General features: G+C 67.5%; 19 protein-coding genes and 1 tRNA gene. 9 read left to right on the top strand and 11 right to left on the bottom strand.

The window, feature by feature from the left end; translation table 11 throughout:
* Positions 1-153 precede the first annotated feature (153 nt).
* Entirely contained in the window at positions 154-750 is a 597-nt protein-coding gene (locus tag ACFQ24_RS17160; protein ID WP_380913418.1) for an EF-hand domain-containing protein, read from the bottom strand.
* Between the two features lie 203 nt (positions 751-953).
* Positions 954-1,027, bottom strand: a tRNA-Gly gene (locus ACFQ24_RS17155).
* Positions 1,028-1,137: 110 nt separating this feature from the next.
* On the opposite strand from ACFQ24_RS17155, the gene ACFQ24_RS17150 reads away from it, so the two are divergent.
* Positions 1,138-2,064: a LysR substrate-binding domain-containing protein gene (locus ACFQ24_RS17150; protein WP_380913704.1), complete on the top strand. Its 927-nt coding sequence runs from the start codon at positions 1,138-1,140 to the stop codon at positions 2,062-2,064.
* Between the two features lie 6 nt (positions 2,065-2,070).
* Here ACFQ24_RS17150 and ACFQ24_RS17145 read toward each other — a convergent pair whose 3' ends face one another.
* Positions 2,071-3,063: a LacI family DNA-binding transcriptional regulator gene (locus tag ACFQ24_RS17145; protein ID WP_380913416.1), complete on the bottom strand. Its 993-nt coding sequence runs from the start codon at positions 3,061-3,063 to the stop codon at positions 2,071-2,073.
* Positions 3,064-3,171: 108 nt separating this feature from the next.
* Here ACFQ24_RS17145 and ACFQ24_RS17140 point away from each other — a divergent pair, with 108 nt between their 5' ends.
* From ACFQ24_RS17140 to ACFQ24_RS17115, 6 genes are all read left to right on the top strand, one after another.
* Positions 3,172-3,366: a DUF4169 family protein gene (locus tag ACFQ24_RS17140; protein ID WP_380913414.1), complete on the top strand. Its 195-nt coding sequence runs from the start codon at positions 3,172-3,174 to the stop codon at positions 3,364-3,366.
* Between the two features lie 157 nt (positions 3,367-3,523).
* The gene (locus ACFQ24_RS17135) at positions 3,524-4,522 is read left to right on the top strand and encodes a hypothetical protein (protein ID WP_380913412.1); all 999 of its coding nucleotides are present in this window, start codon (positions 3,524-3,526) and stop codon (positions 4,520-4,522) included.
* Between the two features lie 144 nt (positions 4,523-4,666).
* Positions 4,667-5,884, top strand: a complete 1,218-nt coding sequence (locus ACFQ24_RS17130) for an argininosuccinate synthase (RefSeq protein WP_380913410.1) — start codon at positions 4,667-4,669, stop codon at positions 5,882-5,884.
* A gap of 234 nt (positions 5,885-6,118) precedes the next feature.
* A complete protein-coding gene (locus ACFQ24_RS17125) occupies positions 6,119-8,254 on the top strand; it encodes a TonB-dependent receptor (RefSeq protein ID WP_380913408.1) in 2,136 nt (711 codons plus the stop codon).
* A 98-nt stretch (positions 8,255-8,352) separates the two neighbouring features.
* The gene (locus ACFQ24_RS17120) at positions 8,353-9,468 is read left to right on the top strand and encodes a DUF47 family protein (RefSeq protein WP_380913407.1); all 1,116 of its coding nucleotides are present in this window, start codon (positions 8,353-8,355) and stop codon (positions 9,466-9,468) included.
* Between the two features lie 15 nt (positions 9,469-9,483).
* A complete protein-coding gene (locus ACFQ24_RS17115; protein ID WP_380913405.1) occupies positions 9,484-10,482 on the top strand; it encodes an inorganic phosphate transporter in 999 nt (332 codons plus the stop codon).
* Between the two features lie 59 nt (positions 10,483-10,541).
* Here the strand turns inward: ACFQ24_RS17115 and ACFQ24_RS17110 are convergent, their stop codons facing one another.
* Positions 10,542-10,715, bottom strand: coding sequence for a hypothetical protein (locus ACFQ24_RS17110; protein ID WP_380913403.1), 174 nt, complete (start codon positions 10,713-10,715; stop codon positions 10,542-10,544).
* 128 nt (positions 10,716-10,843) lie between these two features.
* Between ACFQ24_RS17110 and ACFQ24_RS17105 the strand changes: the two genes are divergently transcribed.
* Complete coding sequence (locus tag ACFQ24_RS17105; RefSeq protein WP_380913401.1) at positions 10,844-12,247, top strand: helix-turn-helix domain-containing protein; 1,404 nt, start codon at positions 10,844-10,846, stop codon at positions 12,245-12,247.
* Positions 12,248-12,260: 13 nt separating this feature from the next.
* On the opposite strand, the gene ACFQ24_RS17100 is transcribed toward ACFQ24_RS17105, so the two are convergent.
* The 3 genes from ACFQ24_RS17100 to ACFQ24_RS17090 form a co-directional block, all read right to left on the bottom strand.
* Positions 12,261-12,689: a TIGR01244 family sulfur transferase gene (locus ACFQ24_RS17100; protein WP_380913399.1), complete on the bottom strand. Its 429-nt coding sequence runs from the start codon at positions 12,687-12,689 to the stop codon at positions 12,261-12,263.
* A gap of 62 nt (positions 12,690-12,751) precedes the next feature.
* The gene (gene recQ / locus ACFQ24_RS17095) at positions 12,752-14,524 is read right to left on the bottom strand and encodes a DNA helicase RecQ (RefSeq protein ID WP_380913397.1); all 1,773 of its coding nucleotides are present in this window, start codon (positions 14,522-14,524) and stop codon (positions 12,752-12,754) included.
* 157 nt (positions 14,525-14,681) lie between these two features.
* Positions 14,682-15,002 (bottom strand): hypothetical protein, encoded by a 321-nt coding sequence (locus tag ACFQ24_RS17090; protein WP_380913395.1) that lies wholly within the window; start codon positions 15,000-15,002, stop codon positions 14,682-14,684.
* Positions 15,003-15,040: 38 nt separating this feature from the next.
* On the opposite strand from ACFQ24_RS17090, the gene ACFQ24_RS17085 reads away from it, so the two are divergent.
* The gene (locus tag ACFQ24_RS17085; RefSeq protein ID WP_380913393.1) at positions 15,041-16,165 is read left to right on the top strand and encodes a serine hydrolase domain-containing protein; all 1,125 of its coding nucleotides are present in this window, start codon (positions 15,041-15,043) and stop codon (positions 16,163-16,165) included.
* Here ACFQ24_RS17085 and ACFQ24_RS17080 read toward each other — a convergent pair.
* The 4 genes from ACFQ24_RS17080 to ACFQ24_RS17065 form a co-directional block, all read right to left on the bottom strand.
* Positions 16,162-16,962, bottom strand: a complete 801-nt coding sequence (locus ACFQ24_RS17080) for a PhzF family phenazine biosynthesis protein (protein ID WP_380913391.1) — start codon at positions 16,960-16,962, stop codon at positions 16,162-16,164. The genes ACFQ24_RS17085 and ACFQ24_RS17080 overlap by 4 nt on opposite strands.
* Positions 16,963-17,270: 308 nt before the next feature.
* Positions 17,271-18,341, bottom strand: coding sequence for a chorismate synthase (gene aroC, locus ACFQ24_RS17075; protein ID WP_380913389.1), 1,071 nt, complete (start codon positions 18,339-18,341; stop codon positions 17,271-17,273).
* Positions 18,338-18,691 (bottom strand): DUF2442 domain-containing protein, encoded by a 354-nt coding sequence (locus tag ACFQ24_RS17070; RefSeq protein ID WP_380913387.1) that lies wholly within the window; start codon positions 18,689-18,691, stop codon positions 18,338-18,340. Before ACFQ24_RS17070 ends, aroC begins: the two co-directional genes overlap by 4 nt.
* Complete coding sequence (locus tag ACFQ24_RS17065; RefSeq protein WP_380913385.1) at positions 18,684-18,923, bottom strand: DUF4160 domain-containing protein; 240 nt, start codon at positions 18,921-18,923, stop codon at positions 18,684-18,686. The genes ACFQ24_RS17070 and ACFQ24_RS17065 overlap by 8 nt, the downstream gene beginning before the upstream one ends.

Genomic DNA, 18,923 nt, shown 5'->3' with positions numbered 1-18,923 from the left:
TGTCTGTCATGGCTTCGAGAGGGTGGGAAGGGCGAAGCCAAGGGGGCAGCTTCGCCCTTCCGGTTCGGCGGGCGGCAGGCGGGGCCAGGGGGAGGCACAGGGGGTGAGCCCCGCGTCGCCGCCGCGCCGGACATGAGTTCAGTCCTGGCTCGCCTAACGCGCGCGCCACTGAGCGCGCATAGCCTGGCGCGCCGCCTTCATCTCGTCGGGGTTGACGAAACCGTCCTTGTTCGCGTCGAGCCGGTCGAACCGCTCGGTCGCGCTGGCGAGGAACTGCGCCCTGGTCACGGTGCCGTCCTTGCCCGCTCCGCCCATCGGGCCGAAGCCGTCCGGGCCGCGATGGCGCCGGCCGCCCCGGCGCTTGCCGTCCGGCCCGCCCCGCTCGGCGCGCTTGTCGGCCCGCGCCTGATGCCCGGCGGCGAACTCGGCCTTGCTGATCTGGCCATTATGGTCGGTGTCGAGCGCGGCGAAACGCGTGTCGAGGCGCTCGGCGCGCTTGAGATCGCGATCCTTGGGCGTGATCTGGCCGTCCTTGTCAACGTCCATGCGCGTGAAGCGGGCTTCAGCGGCGGCGGTCATTTCCGCCTTGCTGATCTTGCCGTCCTTGTCGGCATCGGCCAGCGCCATGATGCCGCCACGACCGCGCGGGCCGCCTTCCGGGCCAGGCTGGGCATAAGCGAGATGGGTCGCCGCAAGGCCGCCGACGAACAGCGATCCGGCCGCGACCGTGAACATGAATTTGCGAAGCATGTCTGTGTCCTTCGTGAGGGGTCGTCGCGAACGGCGGTGCGCCGTCCTTGAAGCCGCTTATGAAGACGGAATGTCCCGCAACTTTGTCAGGCCGGGCACGGATATGTCGCGAATTGTATCAAAGGGGACACGGTTGCGGTGGGACGGCCGGGCCGGGAGAGTGGCCTGCGACAGGCGGCCGTGCGATCGATGTCGGAAAAGGCTGGAGCGGGTAGCGGGGATCGAACCCGCATCACAAGCTTGGAAGGCTAGTGCTCTACCATTGAGCTATACCCGCCCGGCAGCAACGCGCCCTGCCATCATCGGGGGGCGCTCGTCAACCGCCATTGCGTGGCCGGGGTGAAGAACGCCCTTACCCCTTTCGCCCAAATCCTCTATCAGTCGCATATGGATAGCCCTTCGCTGCGCCAGCTGGACATTTTCGCGCAGATGGTGGCGGCGGGCGACGCTTCGCGCTGTGCGGCGGACCTTGGCATCGGCGTCGGGCAATTGCTGGCGGACATCGCCGCGCTGGAACTGCGGCTGGGCTATCGCCTGTTCGAGGAACCGACGACCGCCGCGCGCCTGACGCCGGCGGGGCGCAAGACGGCACAGGCGATGCTGCAGATCGCGCAGGATCAGGATGCGGCCGCCGTCGATCCCGCACCAGACGCGGACCCGCCCCCCCTCTCGAAGCCGTCCCGCCTGTCGGAGCCAGCGAGCCCCACCATCCTGCTGGCCGCGCCGGCGCCGGTGTTCGGCCGGCTTCAGGAATCGCTGTCCGCCTTCGAAGCGGCGAATGAGGATGTCGCGATCGCGCTCGACCTGCATGTCCATGATGCGCGGGACGCGGCCGCCATTCTGGCCGCAGGGCGCGCCGACATCGCCTATTTCTACGCGCTGGGTGATCCTGAGGGCTTGCCGTCGCGCTATGGCTGGTCGGAACCGCTCAACCTCTATGTCGGCGCGTCCCATCCCCTTGCGCGAACAGACAGCGTCAGCCGCGCCGCGCTGTCGGTGACGCCGATGATCGCCTTCGAGCAAGGCGGCGGCATGCGGCGGGTCGTCGATGCGGCGCTGGCGCAGGGACGGGCGCAGATGGCCGCGCCGGCGCTGGAGAGCGACAATATGGCGGACATATTGGCGGCGCTGCGGGACGGGGCGGGCTGTTTCGCGGCCTTCGGCCCGCTGGCGCGCGACCTGGGGCGGATGGAGGGCATAAAGCGGCTCGCGCTCGACATGCCGCTGCCCGCGATAGACGTGCGGCAGGCGGTCGGGCCGGGCGCGGCCGACAAGCCGGCAGTGGGCGCGCTCGCCGAATTCCTGTTTCTGTAAAGCGCCTCAGCGCCCCGGCGCAGGGCCGCTGCTGCCGCGCCGGACCAGCGTGAATTGCAGCGGCGGCGTTTGCTTCAGCCCGTCCGCCAGCGCGTCGATCACCGTCCGGCCCATATCCTCCAGCGGCTGGCGCATGGTGGTGAGCGGCGGCCAGGAGGTCAGGCTGGCGGTCGTGTCGTCGAATCCCGTCACCGACAGCTCCTCCGGCACGCGCAGCCCCACGCGATGCGCCAGCGTCAGCACGCCCAGCGCCATTTCGTCGTTGGTCGCGAAAATGGCGGTGGGTGGATCGCTGCGCTTGAGCAGCGCCTCGCCTGCCTCCACGCCCGATGCGAAGTCGAACCGGCCTTCCACGAACAGCCCCGCGTCCTCCGCCAATCCGGCCGCTGCCATCCCTTCGCGAAAGCCGGTCACCCGGCGCAGCGCCGCCGTGTGGGTTGGCGGCGGGGTGATGACGCCGATGCGGCGGTGGCCCAGCCCGATCAGATGATCGGCCATCGTGCGGCCCGCCGCATGTTCGGGCGTGTGGATGTTGAACCCCGCGCCTTCTTCCGACCCGGCGATCCGCGCGCAGGGCAACCCCATATCCGCCAGTCGTTGCAGCAGCCCCGGATCGTCCGACAGCGGCGGCACCAGCAGCACGCCGTCGGGCCGCAACGCCGCCACCAGCCGTTCGAGCACCTCGAACCGCTCCTCCCCGCCCAGCGAGATCGGCTCCACCACCAGGTGGTAGCCCAGTTCGCGACAGCGCCATGCCGCGCCGATCTGGATGCGGCTGACATAGCCGGGCGCGGGATTGTTGTAGAGAAAGGCGATCATGAAGGACCGCCCGCCCGCCAGCCGGCGCGCCGACTGATTGGGACGGTAGCCGAGTTGCTCGATCGCGAGCTTTACCCGCTGGCGCAGCTCGTCGCTGACATTGGGCGCCTTGTTGACGACGCGGGACACCGTCTTGATCGAAACTTGAGCCAGGGCGGCGACGTCGTGGATGCTGGTCATGAACTTTCGCGCGGGGCTGCGGGACGGATGGCCGACAATGGCGGCACCGTACATGGCTTGGCAAGATGGCAGCGAAAAGTTTATCGCCCTGATCGGAAGGAAGCGATCATGAGCAACGTCGTCAACCTGCGGCAGGCGCGCAAGGCGAAAGCACGCGCCGACAAGGCCAGCCAGGCTGAAGTCAATCGCGCGCGCTTCGGCCGGACCAAAGCCCAGCGTCAAATGGATGCGACGGAAGAAGAACGGCGTGCCGCATTGCTGGAAGGCGCGAAGATCACGAAGCAAGACAAGGCTGAAGATTAAGCGTTGTTCAGGAATGTGATGGCGGTAAATCTATAGTTCATCTTATGAGATGAACCGCTGTTCATCTTGATCGGCTCACCGATCATTTATCGCATCTCGTCGCGATTCGTGGATCGCGCTGACGGTGAATCAGCGGGATGATTGTTGTACTTCCGCTATGACTGGAAATATTCGCACCCCCCGCCCCGCCAGGGCCGCGATTGCCGCTGTTCTGGCCCTGACCGCAACCCCTCTATTCGCGCAGGAGGCGCTGCCGCCCACCGCGCCGACCGCCGCCGCGCCGACGCCGACGCCCGTCGTGCCGCCGCCCGTGGCGAACGCGCCCACCACCCCGGCTGCGGCTGCTCCGGCAGCGGTCAGCCAGGCTACGACTGGCGCGGCACCGACGATCGAATTCAAGCCGAGTGAGCCGGTCGTCCAATCGACCCCGCCGGTCGAGGAACGCATTGCCGCCGCGCGCGCGGCCTCCGACGCGGAATCGACGCCTGCTGCTGCTCCTGCCCGCCGCACCAGTGCCCGGCGCACCGCCGCCCCGCGCCCTGCCGCCGAACCGTCAACCCGATCCGCTGCGCCTGCTCCTGCTGTAACGAAGGCTCCTGCGGAAGCAGGTCCGGCTGCTCCCGCCGTTGCTGCGGCTGAGCCCCCGGCGTCCTCCCCCGCCACCGCCACCCCTGCCCCGGCCGCGAACAATGATGCGATGCTCTGGGGCATCGGCGGCGGCGCGTTGCTGCTGATCGGCATTGCCGGCGCCGCCCTCGCCCGCCGTCGCCGCCGTGACGATGTCGATGCGGTTTATGATGAACCGGCCGTCGCAGCGGAGCCGATGCCATCGTTCGCTGCTGCGGCCCCTGCCGTCGCCGTCGCACGCCCGGCGCGCACCACCCCTGTCGCCTATTCTCATGGCGACGCCGACCTCGACGCCATGGTGGCCGCGCCGCCGAGCGCCGAAAATCCCTTCCTCACCCGCGCCAAGCGGCTGCGTCGTGCGCGCCAGTTGATCGCGCAGCGGGAAGCGGCCGCAACGCCCATGGCCGCGCCGCAGACCACCCACGCGGAGCCTGTCGCTTCCGCGCCGGTGGACCGCAGCCAGACCGTCTACCGCTTCGGCGGGCAGGGCGCGTCGTCGCCGGGCTTCCTCAAGCCCCGCACCCGCTGATGCTGTTCTGATCGAAGGAGAGGGACGGGAGGCTCGCCAGCCTCTCGTCCCTTTCTCCATGCGGCTTGTTGCGCTTTCGACGCGTGCCTGTTACCGGCGCGCCGGTCCTATCGCGCCCGTTTTTCGAAGAGAGTCGCCCCCGCCATGTCAGACAAGATCAACCGCATCGTCCTCGCCTTTTCGGGCGGCCTCGACACCAGCGTGATCCTGAAATGGCTGCAGCAGACCTATCAGTGCGAAGTCGTGACCTTCACCGCCGACCTGGGCCAGGGCGAGGAGCTGGAGCCGGCCCGCGCCAAGGCGGAGCTGATGGGCGTGCGGCAGGAGCATATCTTCATCGACGACCTGCGCGAGGAGTTCGTGCGGGATTATGTCTTCCCGATGATGCGCTCGAACGCGCTTTATGAAGGCCTTTATCTGCTCGGCACCTCGATCGCCCGTCCGCTGATCGCCAAGCGGCAGATCGAGATCGCGCGGCAGGTCGGCGCGGACGCCGTGAGCCATGGCGCGACCGGCAAGGGCAATGACCAGGTCCGCTTCGAGCTGGGCTATTACGGCCTCGCCCCCGACATCAAGGTGATCGCGCCGTGGCGCGAATGGGATTTGACCAGCCGCACCAAGCTGATCGAGTTCGCCGAGCAGCATCAGATCCCGATCCCGCGCGACAAGCGCGGCGAAGCGCCCTTCTCGACCGACGCCAACATGCTGCACACCTCGTCCGAGGGGAAAGTGCTGGAAGATCCGTGGGAAGAGACCCCGGACTTCGTCTATTCGCGCACGGTGAACCCGGAGGATGCGCCCGGCGCGCCCGAATATATCACCATCGATTTCGAGCGCGGCGATGGCGTTGCGATCAACGGCGTGGGCATGAGCCCCGCGACCCTGCTCGAAACGCTCAACGATTATGGCCGCAAGCATGGCATCGGCCGGCTCGACCTGGTCGAGAACCGCTTCGTCGGCATGAAGTCGCGCGGCATGTACGAGACGCCGGGCGGCACCATCTATCATCTCGCCCATCGCGGCATCGAGCAACTGACGCTGGATCGCGGCGCGGCGCACCTCAAGGACGAACTCGCGCCCCGCTATGCCGAGCTGATCTATAACGGCTTCTGGTTCTCACCCGAGCGCGAGATGCTGCAGGCGGCGATCGACCACAGCCAGGAGAAGGTGACCGGCACCGTCCGCCTGAAGCTGTACAAGGGCGGCGTCTATGTCGTCGGCCGCAAGTCGCCTTACTCGCTCTATAGCGAGAAGGTCGTGACATTCGAGGATGACGCAGGCGCCTACGACCAGCGCGACGCGGCGGGCTTCATCAAGCTCAATGCCCTGCGGCTGCGCTTGCTCGGCCGGCGCGATCGCTGAGCCCAAGAGGCCGTCATCCTTTCAACAGCGGCGACCATATTCGCTCGGCGCGGCCCATGCTGATGCGGCCGAATGGCGGGCTGCGCGCGCTCGTCCGTCATGATGATCGGGCCGCGCGCGCACTATGACCTTTTTGCCGCACTGCATCAGAAATGCGGCGAAACGATCTTGTGATAATATATCATCCTGATACAGGGTCTCATCTTCCTGAGTCACGAAGGATGGTCGCCTTTCATGTCCCCTACCCTCAAGTTGCGCGCCGGCTGCGCGCTGATTGCCCTGTCCGCCGCCCCCCTCGCCCTGCCCGTCGCCGCCCGCGCCCAGCAGGCCGCGCCCGAAGATGCTGGTCAGGCCGGCGCCTATCATGACCCGCAGGTCGACATCGTCGTCACCGCGCTGATCCCCCGCCGGCAGGGGGACATCCTGTCGGGCACGTCTGTCCTGGCCGGTGAGGAGTTGACCCGCGACCTGCGCCCCAGCATCGGCGAGACGCTGGCGCGCCAGCCGGGCGTGTCCGCCACCTCCTTCGGCCCCAATGCGTCGCGTCCCATCCTGCGCGGCTTCCAGGGCGAGCGGGTGCGCATCCTGACCGACGGCATCGGCAGTTTCGACGTTTCCAATACCTCGGTCGATCATGCGGTCGCGATCAACCCGCTGACCGCCGACCGCATCGAGATCCTGCGCGGCCCATCGGCGCTGCTCTATGGATCATCGGCCATCGGCGGCGTCGTCAACGTGATCGACAGCCGCATCCCGCGCCGTGTGCCGGACGAGGCGGTCCATATCGACGCGCTGGGCAACTACGGATCGGCCGCGAACGAGCGCAGCGGCGCTGGCGAGATCGAGGTTCCGCTCGCCGAGAAATTCGTGGTCCATCTGGACGGCAGCTACGCCAAGACCGGCAACCTGGACACGGGCAATTATATCCTTTCCCCCGCACTGCGCGCACAGGCGGCCGCCAGCGCCGATCCAGACATCAGCGATCTGGCGAACCTGCGCGGCAAGCTGCCCAACAGCGCCGGGCGCGTGTGGGAAGTGGCCGGGGGCGCGGCCTATATCGATGATGGCGGCAACCTCGGCATCTCCTTTGCCCACACAGACAATTTCTACGGCGTGCCGATCCGCTACTCGCTGGATCCCGATGGCGAGGCCGAGCAGGTGCGGCTGCGCATGAAGCAGGACCGCGCCGATCTGCGCGGCGAAGTGGCGGTGAATGGCGGCTTCCTCGACAGCATCCGCCTGCGCGCGGGCTGGGCCGATTATCAGCATCAGGAAATCGAGGAAGACGGCGCGGTCGGCACGACCTTCCTCAACCAGTCGATGGAAAGCCGGCTGGAGTTCGTGCAGTCCAAGCGCGGCGGATGGGACGGCGCGTTCGGCACGCAGTTCTTCACCCGCCGGTTCCAGGTAATCGGCGAGGAGAAGTTCCTGCCCAAGAATACCACGGACCAGATCGGCCTGTTCACGCTCCAGTCGCTGGACCTGGGCGCGACCCGGCTGGAGGCGGGCGCGCGCTACGAGCATACCGACCTGAAAGCCGATGCCGACGACAGCCTGTTTTTCGATGGGCGCAGCCGCAGCTTCGATGCCTATTCGGGTTCATTGGGGATCAGCCAGGCGATCGTGCCGGGCTGGCGCGTGGGCCTCAACCTGTCGCGCAGCGAACGCGCGCCGTCGGCGGAGGAACTGTTCGCGCGCGGCAACCATGCCGGGACGCAGGCCTTCGAACTTGGGAATCCCGACTTCAGCAAGGAAAAGAGCTGGGGCGTGGAAGGCACGCTGCGCGGATCGGGCGAGGGCTATAGCGTCAGCCTGGCGGCCTATCACAACTGGTTCAGCGGCTATATCTACGAAAGCATCGTCGCAGACAGCGTGTGCCAGGGCGTGAATGGCGGCGCGGAACTGGAATTCCCCTGCTACGCCTTTTCCCAGGCGGACGCGCGCTATTACGGGTTCGAGGCGGAAGGGTCGGTCACGCTGGCCCGGATCGGCGAGACGAAGATCAACGTCGATGGCGTCGCCGACTATGTGCGCGCGACCATCAAGGGCAGCGGCCCCGCGCCGCGCATCCCGCCGCTGCGCCTGCTGGGCGGGCTGGAAGCGCAGGGCACGCGCCTGTCCGCGCGGGCGGAGGTCGAGCATGTGTTCGACCAGGATCGCGTGACCGACTTCGAAACGCCCACCGACGGCTACACGATGGTCAACGCGTCGATCTCCTTCAAGCCGCTGCCGGGCAACGACCGCACCACGCTGATGCTGTCGGCCAACAACATCTTCGACGTGGAAGCGCGGCGTCATGCGAGCTTCCTCAAGGATTATGCGCCGCTGGCCGGGCGCGACATAAGGGTGACGGCACGCTTCTCGCTCTGATCATATGAGGGCCGGGGCGGCGGCGCCCCCCCCGGCCTATAGCCTAGATTATCGGCCGAGGTCATTGCGGATTGTGACATTATGGTTACAATCGGTCCATGCGCCAGATCGCTGCCCTGCCCTATACCACCGCTCCCGACGGATCGATGCAGATATTGCTCATCACGTCGCGCGACACTCGGCGCTGGGTGATCCCGAAGGGCAATCGCATCAAGGGGCTGGCCGGCCATCGCGCCGCCGAGCTGGAGGCGTTCGAGGAGGCGGGTATCCACGGCGTCGCCTGCCCGGCGCCACTCGGCCGCTATCGGTACGACAAGAGGCGGCGGAGCGGCGGAGCGCGCGAGGCGACGGTCGAGGTTTTTCCGCTTGCAGTCACCCGCCACCTGACGCAATGGCCCGAGCAGGGACAAAGGGAGCTGCGCTGGTTTTCCGTGGCCGATGCGGCCAAGGCGGTGGACGAGCCCGACCTCCAGTCCATCATCGCGGGCTTCCGGGAACCGCCCGCGGACCCGGGCTGGTTCATCCGGTCGCTGCTGGCGATCCGCGAATGGCAAAGGGAAAGGACCGGAATGCTGCGCTGGTTTCATGCGCTGATGCCCAAGCAGGGGCGATTCTTCGAGCAGTTCGAGGATCATGCCGCGACGCTGGTCGCCGGCGCCGATGCGCTGGCGCAACTGCTGAAGGGCGGGCCGGACATGGCCGCGCACATCAAGACGATTTCCGACGAGGAACATCGCGCAGACGACATCATCCGCGAGGTGTTGCAGGACGTGCGCCGCATCTTCGTGACGCCGTTCGACCGCAGCGCCATCACCGGCCTCATCGGCGTGATGGACGACGCAATCGACCAGATGAACCAGACGGCCAAGGCCATCGCCCTGTTCGAGGCGACGGAGTTCCCGGCGCAGATGCAGGATATGAGCGCGCTGATCGTGGAATGCGCGCGCATCACGGTGGAGGCGATGCCGCTGCTGCGATCGCTGAACCTCAACGCGACCCGGCTGCATGAACTGACCGAGCGGCTGGTGAAGCTGGAAGGCCATGCCGACCTGCTGCACGAGGCCGGGCTGAAGGCACTCTATGCAAAGGCGCGCGCCGGCAACCCCATGGACTTCATCGTCGGAAACGAAATCTACAGCCATCTGGAGAAGGTGACCGACCGCTTCGAGGATGTCGCCAACGAGATTTCCGGCCTGGTCATCGACCACGCCTGATCGCGCGCCAGCCTCATGGACCCCATCGCTTTCCCCCTGCTGGTCGCGCTGATCGCGGTCGCGCTGGCCTTCGATTTCCTGAACGGGCTGCATGATGCGGCGAACTCGATCGCGACCATCGTGTCGACGCGGGTGCTGAAGCCCCAATATGCCGTCGCCTGGGCCGCCTTCTTCAACTTCATCGCCTTCCTCTTCTTCGGCCTGCATGTCGCGACGACGGTGGGCAAGGGCATCGTAGATGCGGCCATCATCGACCCGCAGGTGATCTTCGGCGCGCTGATGGGCGCGATCAGCTGGAACCTCATCACCTGGGGCCTGGGCATCCCCTCCTCGTCCAGCCATGCGCTGGTGGGCGGGCTGCTGGGCGCGGGCATATCGAAGGCGGGACTATCGGCAGTCGTGTGGAACGGCGTGTTCATGACCAGCGCGGCCATCGTGGTGTCGCCCGCCATCGGCCTGTTGCTGGCGCTGATGCTGGTGCTGGTCATCAGCTGGCTGTTTCGCCGCTTTACGCCGCAGGGCGCGGACCGGGTGTTCCGCAAGCTCCAGCTGGTCTCGGCCTCCCTCTACTCGCTGGGCCATGGCGGCAACGACGCGCAGAAGACGATGGGCATCATCGCGGTGCTGCTTTATTCGCAGGGGATGCTGGGCGGCGAGTTCCATGTGCCCTTCTGGATCGTCATCAGCTGCCAGGCGGCGATGGGGCTGGGCACGTTGCTGGGCGGGTGGAAGATCGTCCACACGATGGGATCGAAGATCACGCGGCTGACCCCGGCGCAGGGCTTCTGCGCGGAAACGGGCGGGGCGATCACGCTGTTCCTGGCGACGCATCTGGGGGTGCCCGTATCCACCACCCACACCATAACCGGCGCGATCGTGGGCGTGGGCGCGTCCCGCCGCCTGTCGGCCGTGCGCTGGAACGTCGCGTCGAGCATCATCGTCGCCTGGGTCGTTACCCTGCCCGCCGCCGCCGCGATCGGCGCGCTCTTCTACGGGCTGACGCGGCTCTTCTGACAGAGAATAGGGCGCGGTCGGTTGCCCGCCGCGCCCTTCCCTATCTTAACTATGGATCGTCAGGCCACGCGGCCGAGGCGATGATAGAGATTGGCATATTTGACGGATTCGGGCTGATCCTGCACCTCGCGCAGATAATGGGCGATGGCGGTGCGGATGAGGCCGAAATCCTCCTGCGAGAAGACAGCCCGCGACCGGGCTGGCTCGGGGCGCTGGATCGTGTCGGTGGTCATGGCTTGGTCCTTCCTGCTTCGTGCTGAGACAAGGATGTAGACAGCTGGACGCGATGCGAAAGGGCGATGAGTGCGGCGCGGTCATGATTTGATTTGGTCATTATGTCACTTCATGACATTATGACCAAATGGCAGACGTGACGGATCGCAAGCTTTATCTTGGCCCCAGGCTCCGCGTGCTGCGGCGCGAACTCGGCCTCAACCAGACGCGCATGGCGGAGGAACTGGGCGTGTCGCCCGGTTATCTCAACCATCTGGAACGCAACCAGCGGCCGCTAACCGCCCAGATGCTGCTGCGCCTCGCCAACACTTATGACATAGACATTCGCGACTTCACCGCCAGCCCGGCGGACGGCAGCGCGGGCGACCTCAGCGAAATCCTGTCCGACCCGCTGGTCCGCGACATCGGCATTGCGCGCGACGAGGTGCTGGACGTCGCGGAAAATTATCCCGGCGTGGGTGAGGCCATCGCCCGCTTCTACCGCGCGCTGACCGACCTGCGCCGCATTCCGGGGGACGCCGTCGCGGGAAGCGCGCAACCCCTGCTGGTCGCGCCGCTCGACTGGCTGCGCGAAACGATCGCCAAGGCGGGCAACCATTTCGCCGACATCGACGCGGCGGCCGAAGCGATCGCGACGGATCTGCCCGAAGACCCGGCCATGCTGCAAGCGGCGCTGCGTCAGCGGCTGAAGGACCGGCACGGCATGGCGGTGCAGGTGATGCGGGCGGATATCATGGCCGGATCGCTGCGCCATTACGACATGCACCGACGGCGGCTGATGCTGAGCGAGCGGCTCTCCGCATCGGGGCGACTGTTCGCGCTCGCCTATCATCTCTGCGCGCAGGAACTGGCCGACGCGATCGCCGCGCAGGCCACGCGCGCCGCGCCACCGGACGAGGACAGCCGCCGCCTGATCCAGATCGCGCTGACCAACCATGCCGCCGCCGCCCTCGTCATGCCCTATGACCGGTTCCGGCAGGCGGCCGAGCAGAGCCGGTACGACATCCCCTTGCTGATCGACCGGTTCGGCGCGTCGGCGGAGCAGGTGGCGCACCGGCTGACCAGCCTGCACCGCACCGGGGCGCGGGGCATCCCCTTCTTCCTCGTCAAGCTAGACCGGGCGGGCATCCTGTCCAAGCGGTTCGATGGCGAGGCCTATCCCTTCGCGCGCTATGGCGGCACCTGCCCGCGCTGGGACGCGCACGCACCGCATGGCGCGGGTGAGATGCGCCGGCAGTTGATCGAGACGCTGGACGGCCGGCGCTTCCTGACACTGAGCATCGGCCTGCCGCGCGGAGCCGCGCGTGCCGGATCGGTGATCGCGCTGGGATGCGAGGCGAAGCATGCCGCGCGGATCGTCCATGCCGACGACATCGACGTGGAGCGCGACGAGGCCACCGGCATCGGGCCGACCTGCTCCTTGTGCGAGCGGCGCGACTGCCCCGACCGCGCGCTGCCGCCGGTCACGCGCGCGCTGGACCTGCACAGCTATGAACGGACCGCCGCGCCCTTCCCGTTCCGGCGGGTTTAAGGCGGGCCTCCGGCTATTGCGGCTTCAGCGTATCCATCACCTGCCGCACCGGGCTGATGTCATATCCGGCCGCAGCCGCCTGCGCCGCCAGCACGTCAGGGTGATCGCCGGCGCGCGCGCGGGTCAGCGCCCAGAGCAGGGTACTGCGCGTGCCCGACCGGCAATAAGCGAGCATCTTCCCGCCTTCCGCCTGCTCCAGCGCCTGCGCCATGCCGTCGAGCTGCCAGGGCGAAAAGCCGCCATGCGACACCGGCACGGCGACATAGGCAATGCCGGCTTCCTTCGCCGCCACCTCGATCGCGTCGCCGTTGGTCTGGCCCGGCTCCTCGTCATCGGGACGGTTGTTGACGATGATCGTCACCCCCTGCGCCTTCGCTTCGGCCACCTGTTCGACGCTGATCTGCGGGGACACGAGAACATGGTCGGTGAGCTTGCGGAACATCGGCTTCTCCTTTTTCGGCATGAGCCATGCGACGGCGGGGCGACGGTTTCAAGCGATTTGCGTCAGAGAAACGGGCGGATCGCCGCCAGGAAGGCATCGCCATAGGCGTCCAGCTTCTTCTGGCCGATGCCGCTGATATGGCTCATTTCACGGATCGAGGAGGGGCGCTGCTCGGCCATTTCGCGCAGGGTCGAATCGTGGAAGATGACATAGGGCGGCACGCCCTGGTCCTGCGCCAGTTCGCGGCGGCAGGCGCGCAGGGCGTCGAACAGCGGATCACCGACCGGATTGGCGTCCGCGCCCTTGCGCGCATTCCGCCCGCGCCGCTCGCGCTTGGGGGGCAAGAGGATGCGCACCTCCTCCTCCCCGCGCAGGATCGGCCGGGCATTGGGACCGAGCATCAGCCCGCCATGCTCGGTCGTCTCCAGCGCGTCGCGCACCAGCAGGGCGCGTTGCACCGGGCGCAGCAATGCGGCTTCATCGCCCATGACGATGCCGTGGACGGAGATTTTATCATGCCCGCGCTCGCGCACCTTGTCGTTCGGCGCGCCGGTCAGCACCGCTTCGATATGGCCCGCACCGAAGCTCTGGCCGGTGCGATAGACGGCGGAGAGATATTTGCGCGCCGTCTCGGTCGCGTCGGCGCTGGCGGGCGGATTGAGGCAATTGTCGCAATTGCCGCAGGTCGGCGGCGGGTTTTCCCCGAAATGGCGCAGCAGGATAGCGCGGCGGCAGGTCGCCGTTTCGACCAGCGCCCCCAATGCCGCTATCCGCGCGCGTTCGCCCTGCTGGCGCGCGGGTTCCAGTTCCGCGATGCGCATCCGCGCGCGGGCGAAATCCTCCGCGCCCCAGAAGAGATGCGCGACCGCCGGTTCGCCGTCGCGGCCCCCGCGGCCCGATTCCTGATAATAGCCCTCGATCGACTTGGGCAGGCCCGCATGGGCAACGAACCGCACGTCGGGCTTGTCGATCCCCATGCCGAAGGCGACGGTGGCGACCATCACCATATCCTCGCTGGCGATGAAGGCGGCCTGGTTGGCGGCGCGCTGGGCCGGGTCCATGCCGGCATGATAGGCGCGCACCGGGCGGCCCGCACGGCCCAGCGTTTCGGCCAGCTTTTCGGTCGCGGCGCGAGTCTGGGCATAGACGACGCCCGGACCCTTTTCCTCGACGAGCAGGTCGGCAAGCTGGCGGGTAAGACCGTCGCGCGGGTGCACGGCGTAGCGGATATTGGGCCGGTTGAAACCCGAGATGATGAGGCCGTCTTCGGGGATGCCGAGCTGGACCAGGATGTCGGCGCGGGTATGCGCGTCGGCCGTGGCGGTGAGCGCCAGCCGGGGGACGGCGGGAAATTCGTCGAGCAGCGGCCGCAGCAGGCGGTAGTCGGGGCGGAAATCATGTCCCCATTCGGATACGCAATGCGCTTCGTCGATGGCGAAGAGCGCGATCTTCGCGGAGCGGAGCAGGCTGCGGAACCCCTCCCCGCTCGCCCGCTCCGGCGCGACATAGAGAAGGTCGAGGTCGCCATTGCGCAACCGGTCCTGCGTCTCGCGCCAGTCGGCGTCGACGCTGGTGAGGCTGGCGGCACGGATGCCCACCGCCTGCGCCGCGCGCAACTGGTCATGCATCAGCGCGATGAGCGGCGAGACGACGACGCAGCAGCCGTCGAGCGCGACGGCGGGCAACTGGTAGCAGAGCGACTTGCCGGCGCCCGTCGGCATGATGGCGAGCGTCGGCCGGCCCGCGATGACGCGCCCGACCACCTCTTCCTGCACGCCCCGGAAGCGGGTGAAACCGAATATGTCGTGGAGAAGCGTAGGGATGTCGCGCGGCATGGAGCGGGCCTTAGCGGGCGGCACGCTGTGGGGCCAGCCCCAGTCGTCACGCCAGCGCAGGCTGGGGTCGCAGGCCGCGTCGGCGCGTCATTGCCTGAGATGGCGAGTCGAGTCACGTGCCTCGTCTCGCCCTGCGTCGGCATGATGTGTCACAAGGTCAATCCGCCGGGTCCAGCAGGCAGCCCCAGCCGGGCTTGAACCGCGCGGTGCGGCTGGCGAGCAGGGGGACGCTGGCGCGGACGGCGCGCTCTTCGGGCAAGTCCTTCAACCGCACGAGCGCCATGCCCGGTTCCTTGTCGCCGGCGCAGCTCGCCATCTCTCGCCCTTCGACATAGCGGCAGGAGCAGGCGATCCGCGCGCCATAGGCGGTGCCCAGCTTCGCGCGCGCGTTGAGCGTCGGTCCCGCGCAGGCGAGCAGCCCGAACAGGATGAGGGCGAGCAGCCCCCCGCCGATCCACCATTTGCGTTTCGCCGTCATGGCGCTGTTTCCTGCTATGCTATACAAGCCGCCGGCTTATGCAGATCGACAGCCGAATCGTAAAGCGCCTTGGTATCGGCGCGGCCCTGATCGCGACCGTCGCGGCAGGCACGCTGGCGGTGCGCGCGCAGCAGGAGCCGGTGCCGCTTTACCGCGTGGCGGACGATGCGGTGGTGAGCGAGAGCGCGCTGCGCGGCGCGATCGATCCGTTGTTCGAGGATGACGCGATGGGGCAGACCCGCGCGCTGCTGGTGATGCGCGACGGGGAGATCGTGGCGGAACGCTACGCGCCGGGCTTCGGCCCCGACACGAAGCTCATGTCCTGGTCCATGGCGAAGAGCGTGACGGCGGTGCTGGTGGGGCTGATGGTCGCGGACGGGCGGCTGGCGCTGGACGCGCCGGTTCCGGTCGATGCCTGGCGGCAGCCCGGCGACCCGCGCGGCGCCATCACCCTGCGCCAGTTGCTGACCATGACGTCGGGCCTCGACCATATGGAGGATGGCGAGCCAGTGACGGAGGGCGACACGGTGCGGATGCTGTTCATGGACGGCGCGCCGGACATGGCCGGCTATGCCAAGGCCAAGCCGCTGGCCCACGCGCCGGGCAGCGCATTCGTCTATTCGACCGCCAGCACCATGATCCTGTCCGACCTCATGACCCGGATGCTGACCAACAGCACCGATCCGGACACGCGGCGGCGGGCGATGCAGACCTTCATCGACGGGCGCTTGAAGGCGCCGGGCAAGCTGCCCAGCCTGACGCCCGAATATGACGCGGCGGGCACGATGATCGGCGGCAGCATCCTGCACATGACCGCGCGCGATTATGGCCGGTTCGGCGAACTGCTGCGCCGCCGGGGCAAAGGGCCGACCGGCCATCAGATCCTGCCGGAAAAATGGATCGACCTGATGACCACGCCGTCACGCCGCAACGCGGCCTATGGCCTGCACATCTGGCTCAATCGCGAGAGCGCGGAAAGCGCGCTGATGCCGGGACAGGCGCCGCAGAGCCTGTTCGGCTGCGTCGGGCATAACGGGCAATATATTCTGGTATCCCCGTCGCAGCGGCTGACGGTCGTGCGGATCGGCATGTCGCCTGAGAAGGAGCAGCGCCGTGCGGTGCGCACGGCGCTGGCGAAGCTGGTGGGCCTGTTCCCCGGTTAGAGGAAGAACCGCCCCTCTATCACGGTGCGGCACGGTCCGGTGAGCACCACACGATCCCCGTCCAGCAGGCAACCGATCCGCCCGCCCCGCGCCGAAACCTGATGCGCACGCAGCGACGTACGTCCCAGCCGCTCCGCCCAGAAAGGCGTCATCAGGCAATGGGCGGAGCCGCACACCGGGTCTTCGTCCACCCCGCCGCCGGGCACGAAGACGCGGCTGACAAAGTCGCTGTCGTCGCCCGGCGCGGTCGCGATCAGCATCACGTCGCCATGCCCCTTCAGCGTGGCGAAGTCGGGATCGAGCGCGCGGATCGCCGCTTCGTCGGGGAAGAGAAAGAAGGCGTAGCCGCCGTCGCGCCAGAAGGAGGCGACAGGCGCGCCGCCCAGCCCCGCCGCCAGGTGGGGCAGCGGCCTCTCCTCCATCGTCCACGCCGGAAGCGACATGGCATAGCCCTCTCCATCGCGGCGGACCGTCAGCACGCCGGCATGGCGCGTACGAAACCGCACCGCGTCCCCCACCATCAACACATGCGCGCTCGCCAGCGTCGCATGGCCGCACAGCTTCACCTCCACCGTCGGCGTGAACCAGCGCAGGGCATAGTCGGCCTCCGGATCGTCGGGCGTGGGCACGGTAAAGGCGGTTTCGGACAGGTTGTTTTCCGCCGCGATCGCCTGAAGCGTGGCATCGTCCAGCCACGCGTCGAGCGGCATGACGGCGGCAGGGTTGCCGGCGAAGGGGGCGTCGGCGAAGGCGTCGACCTGCGTGAAGGGAAGGGAGGTCGCGTGCGGGCTGGTCATCGGGCATATCCTGTTGGCGTCTGCAGCGGAGATGCCCGCCCTCTCGCGCCGGCGACAGGGCCGCGCGCCAGCCAATGGCCTGCCTTATTCCGCCATCGGCCCAAACGAAATGAGCCGGCCATGCGAGATGGCCGGCTCGTGTCGCGGCTGTCAGGGGACGCTTTGACCGTCAAACCATGCGTTGCATGCTGACGCTCCCCAGGCTTACGCTCTGCCGCTCGCCCACCCGCGGGCGATGAATGTCATCTTAGCGTAACGCGCCCGAGTCGTCTCGCGCTTTTACCGCGCCCGCGCGTCGGTTCGGCGTGTCAGCCCCCGCATTGCGCGCGGTGCAGCAGCTTCTGGTCGGCCAGCACCAGCGCCATCATCGCTTCGACCACCGGCACGCCGCGAATGCCGACGCACGGGTCGTGCCGCCCCCTGGTGATGATGTCGGATGCTTCTCCTTCCCGAGTCACCGTTTCGACCGGGATCAGGATGGAGCTGGTCGGCTTGAAGGCGACGCGGACCTTCACCGGCTGCCCGGTCGAGATGCCGCCCGCGATCCCGCCGGCATGGTTGGCGAGGAAGATCGGACCATCATTACCGGGTCGCATCGGATCGGCGTTTTGCTCGCCACGCAGGCGCGCCGCCGCGAAGCCGTCGCCGATTTCCACGCCCTTGACCGCATTGATGCTCATCATCGCGCTCGCCAGTTCGCTGTCGAGCTTGGCATAGAGCGGCGCGCCCCAGCCGGCCGGCACGCCCGACGCCACGCACTCCACGACAGCCCCCAGCGAGGAGCCGTCGAGGCGGGCCGCGTCGACCAATGCCTCCCAGCGCTTCGCGGCCTCTGCGTCCGGGCAGAAGAAGGGGTTCTCCCCGATCTGCGACGGATCGAAGTTGGCATAGTCGACCGCGTCGCCGCCGATCTCGCTCACATAGGCGAAGATGTCGACTTCGGGGATAACGAGCCGCGCCACAGCGCCCGCCGCAACCCGGCTGGCCGTCTCGCGCGCCGAAGACCGCCCGCCGCCGCGATAGTCGCGGAAACCATATTTGGCGTCATAGGCATAGTCGGCATGGCCGGGGCGATAGGCCTTGGCGACCTCCGAATAATCCTTCGACCGCTGGTCGGTATTCTCGATCATCAGGCTGATCGGCGTGCCGGTCGTCCGCCCCTCGAACACGCCCGAGAGGATGCGCACTTCGTCGGGCTCGCGCCGCTGGGTCGTGAATTTGGACGTGCCGGGCTTGCGCAGGTCCAGCCAGGGCTGGATGTCGTCTTCGCTCAGCGGCAGCCCCGGTGGGCAGCCGTCCACCACGGCCCCGATGGCGGGACCATGGCTTTCACCCCAGGTGGAAAAGCGGAAGACGCGACCGAAGGTGTTGAAACTCATTCCGCGGCTTCACTATCCCAATCTTGTCCGAATCGATCTGCCATATAGCGCGCGCTGCCGAAACGACCAGCCAACAGACCTTCGACGGTCAGATCGGCGTCCAGTTCCTCCCAATGCAGACCGAAGCCCGCACCGGCAACTTCCACCGCCTCCAGTTGTTCAGCGCTCGCCTGTTCGAGACCTTGCGCCAGGTTGGCAGGGAAGGAGAAGGTGGCTCCACTGACGAGGTCGATGACGATGCGACCGCTGTCCCGGTCATAGCGCGCGGCGCGGGCGCGCGGCTTGATCGCAAGATCATGCGCGCCTCGCCTGACAGCGTCTTCAAACTGGGCCTGGGTCAGTTCACCCATGAATGCGGTTCCACTTCTCGAGCAGATAATCCCGCTTTTCTCGCACGATTTGCAGCGCCCGTCGACTCTCACGCCGGTCCGCCCCTAAGATCCGCACGACTTCTGCCATGTTCTGCGGCCCAAACAGCGCGATCTTCGTCTCACCGTCGCAAAAGACATGGACAAGGGGCGGAGGGTGGTCATCGGTGTAGATGACGATGCGCAGATTGCCCTCGCGCAGGACGGTCGGCAC

This window comes from Sphingobium olei (assembly GCF_042678845.1).
Lineage (GTDB): Bacteria > Pseudomonadota > Alphaproteobacteria > Sphingomonadales > Sphingomonadaceae > Sphingobium > Sphingobium olei.
Note: the sequence above shows the minus strand (reverse complement) of the source record. Positions and strands in the feature narration are given on the sequence as shown.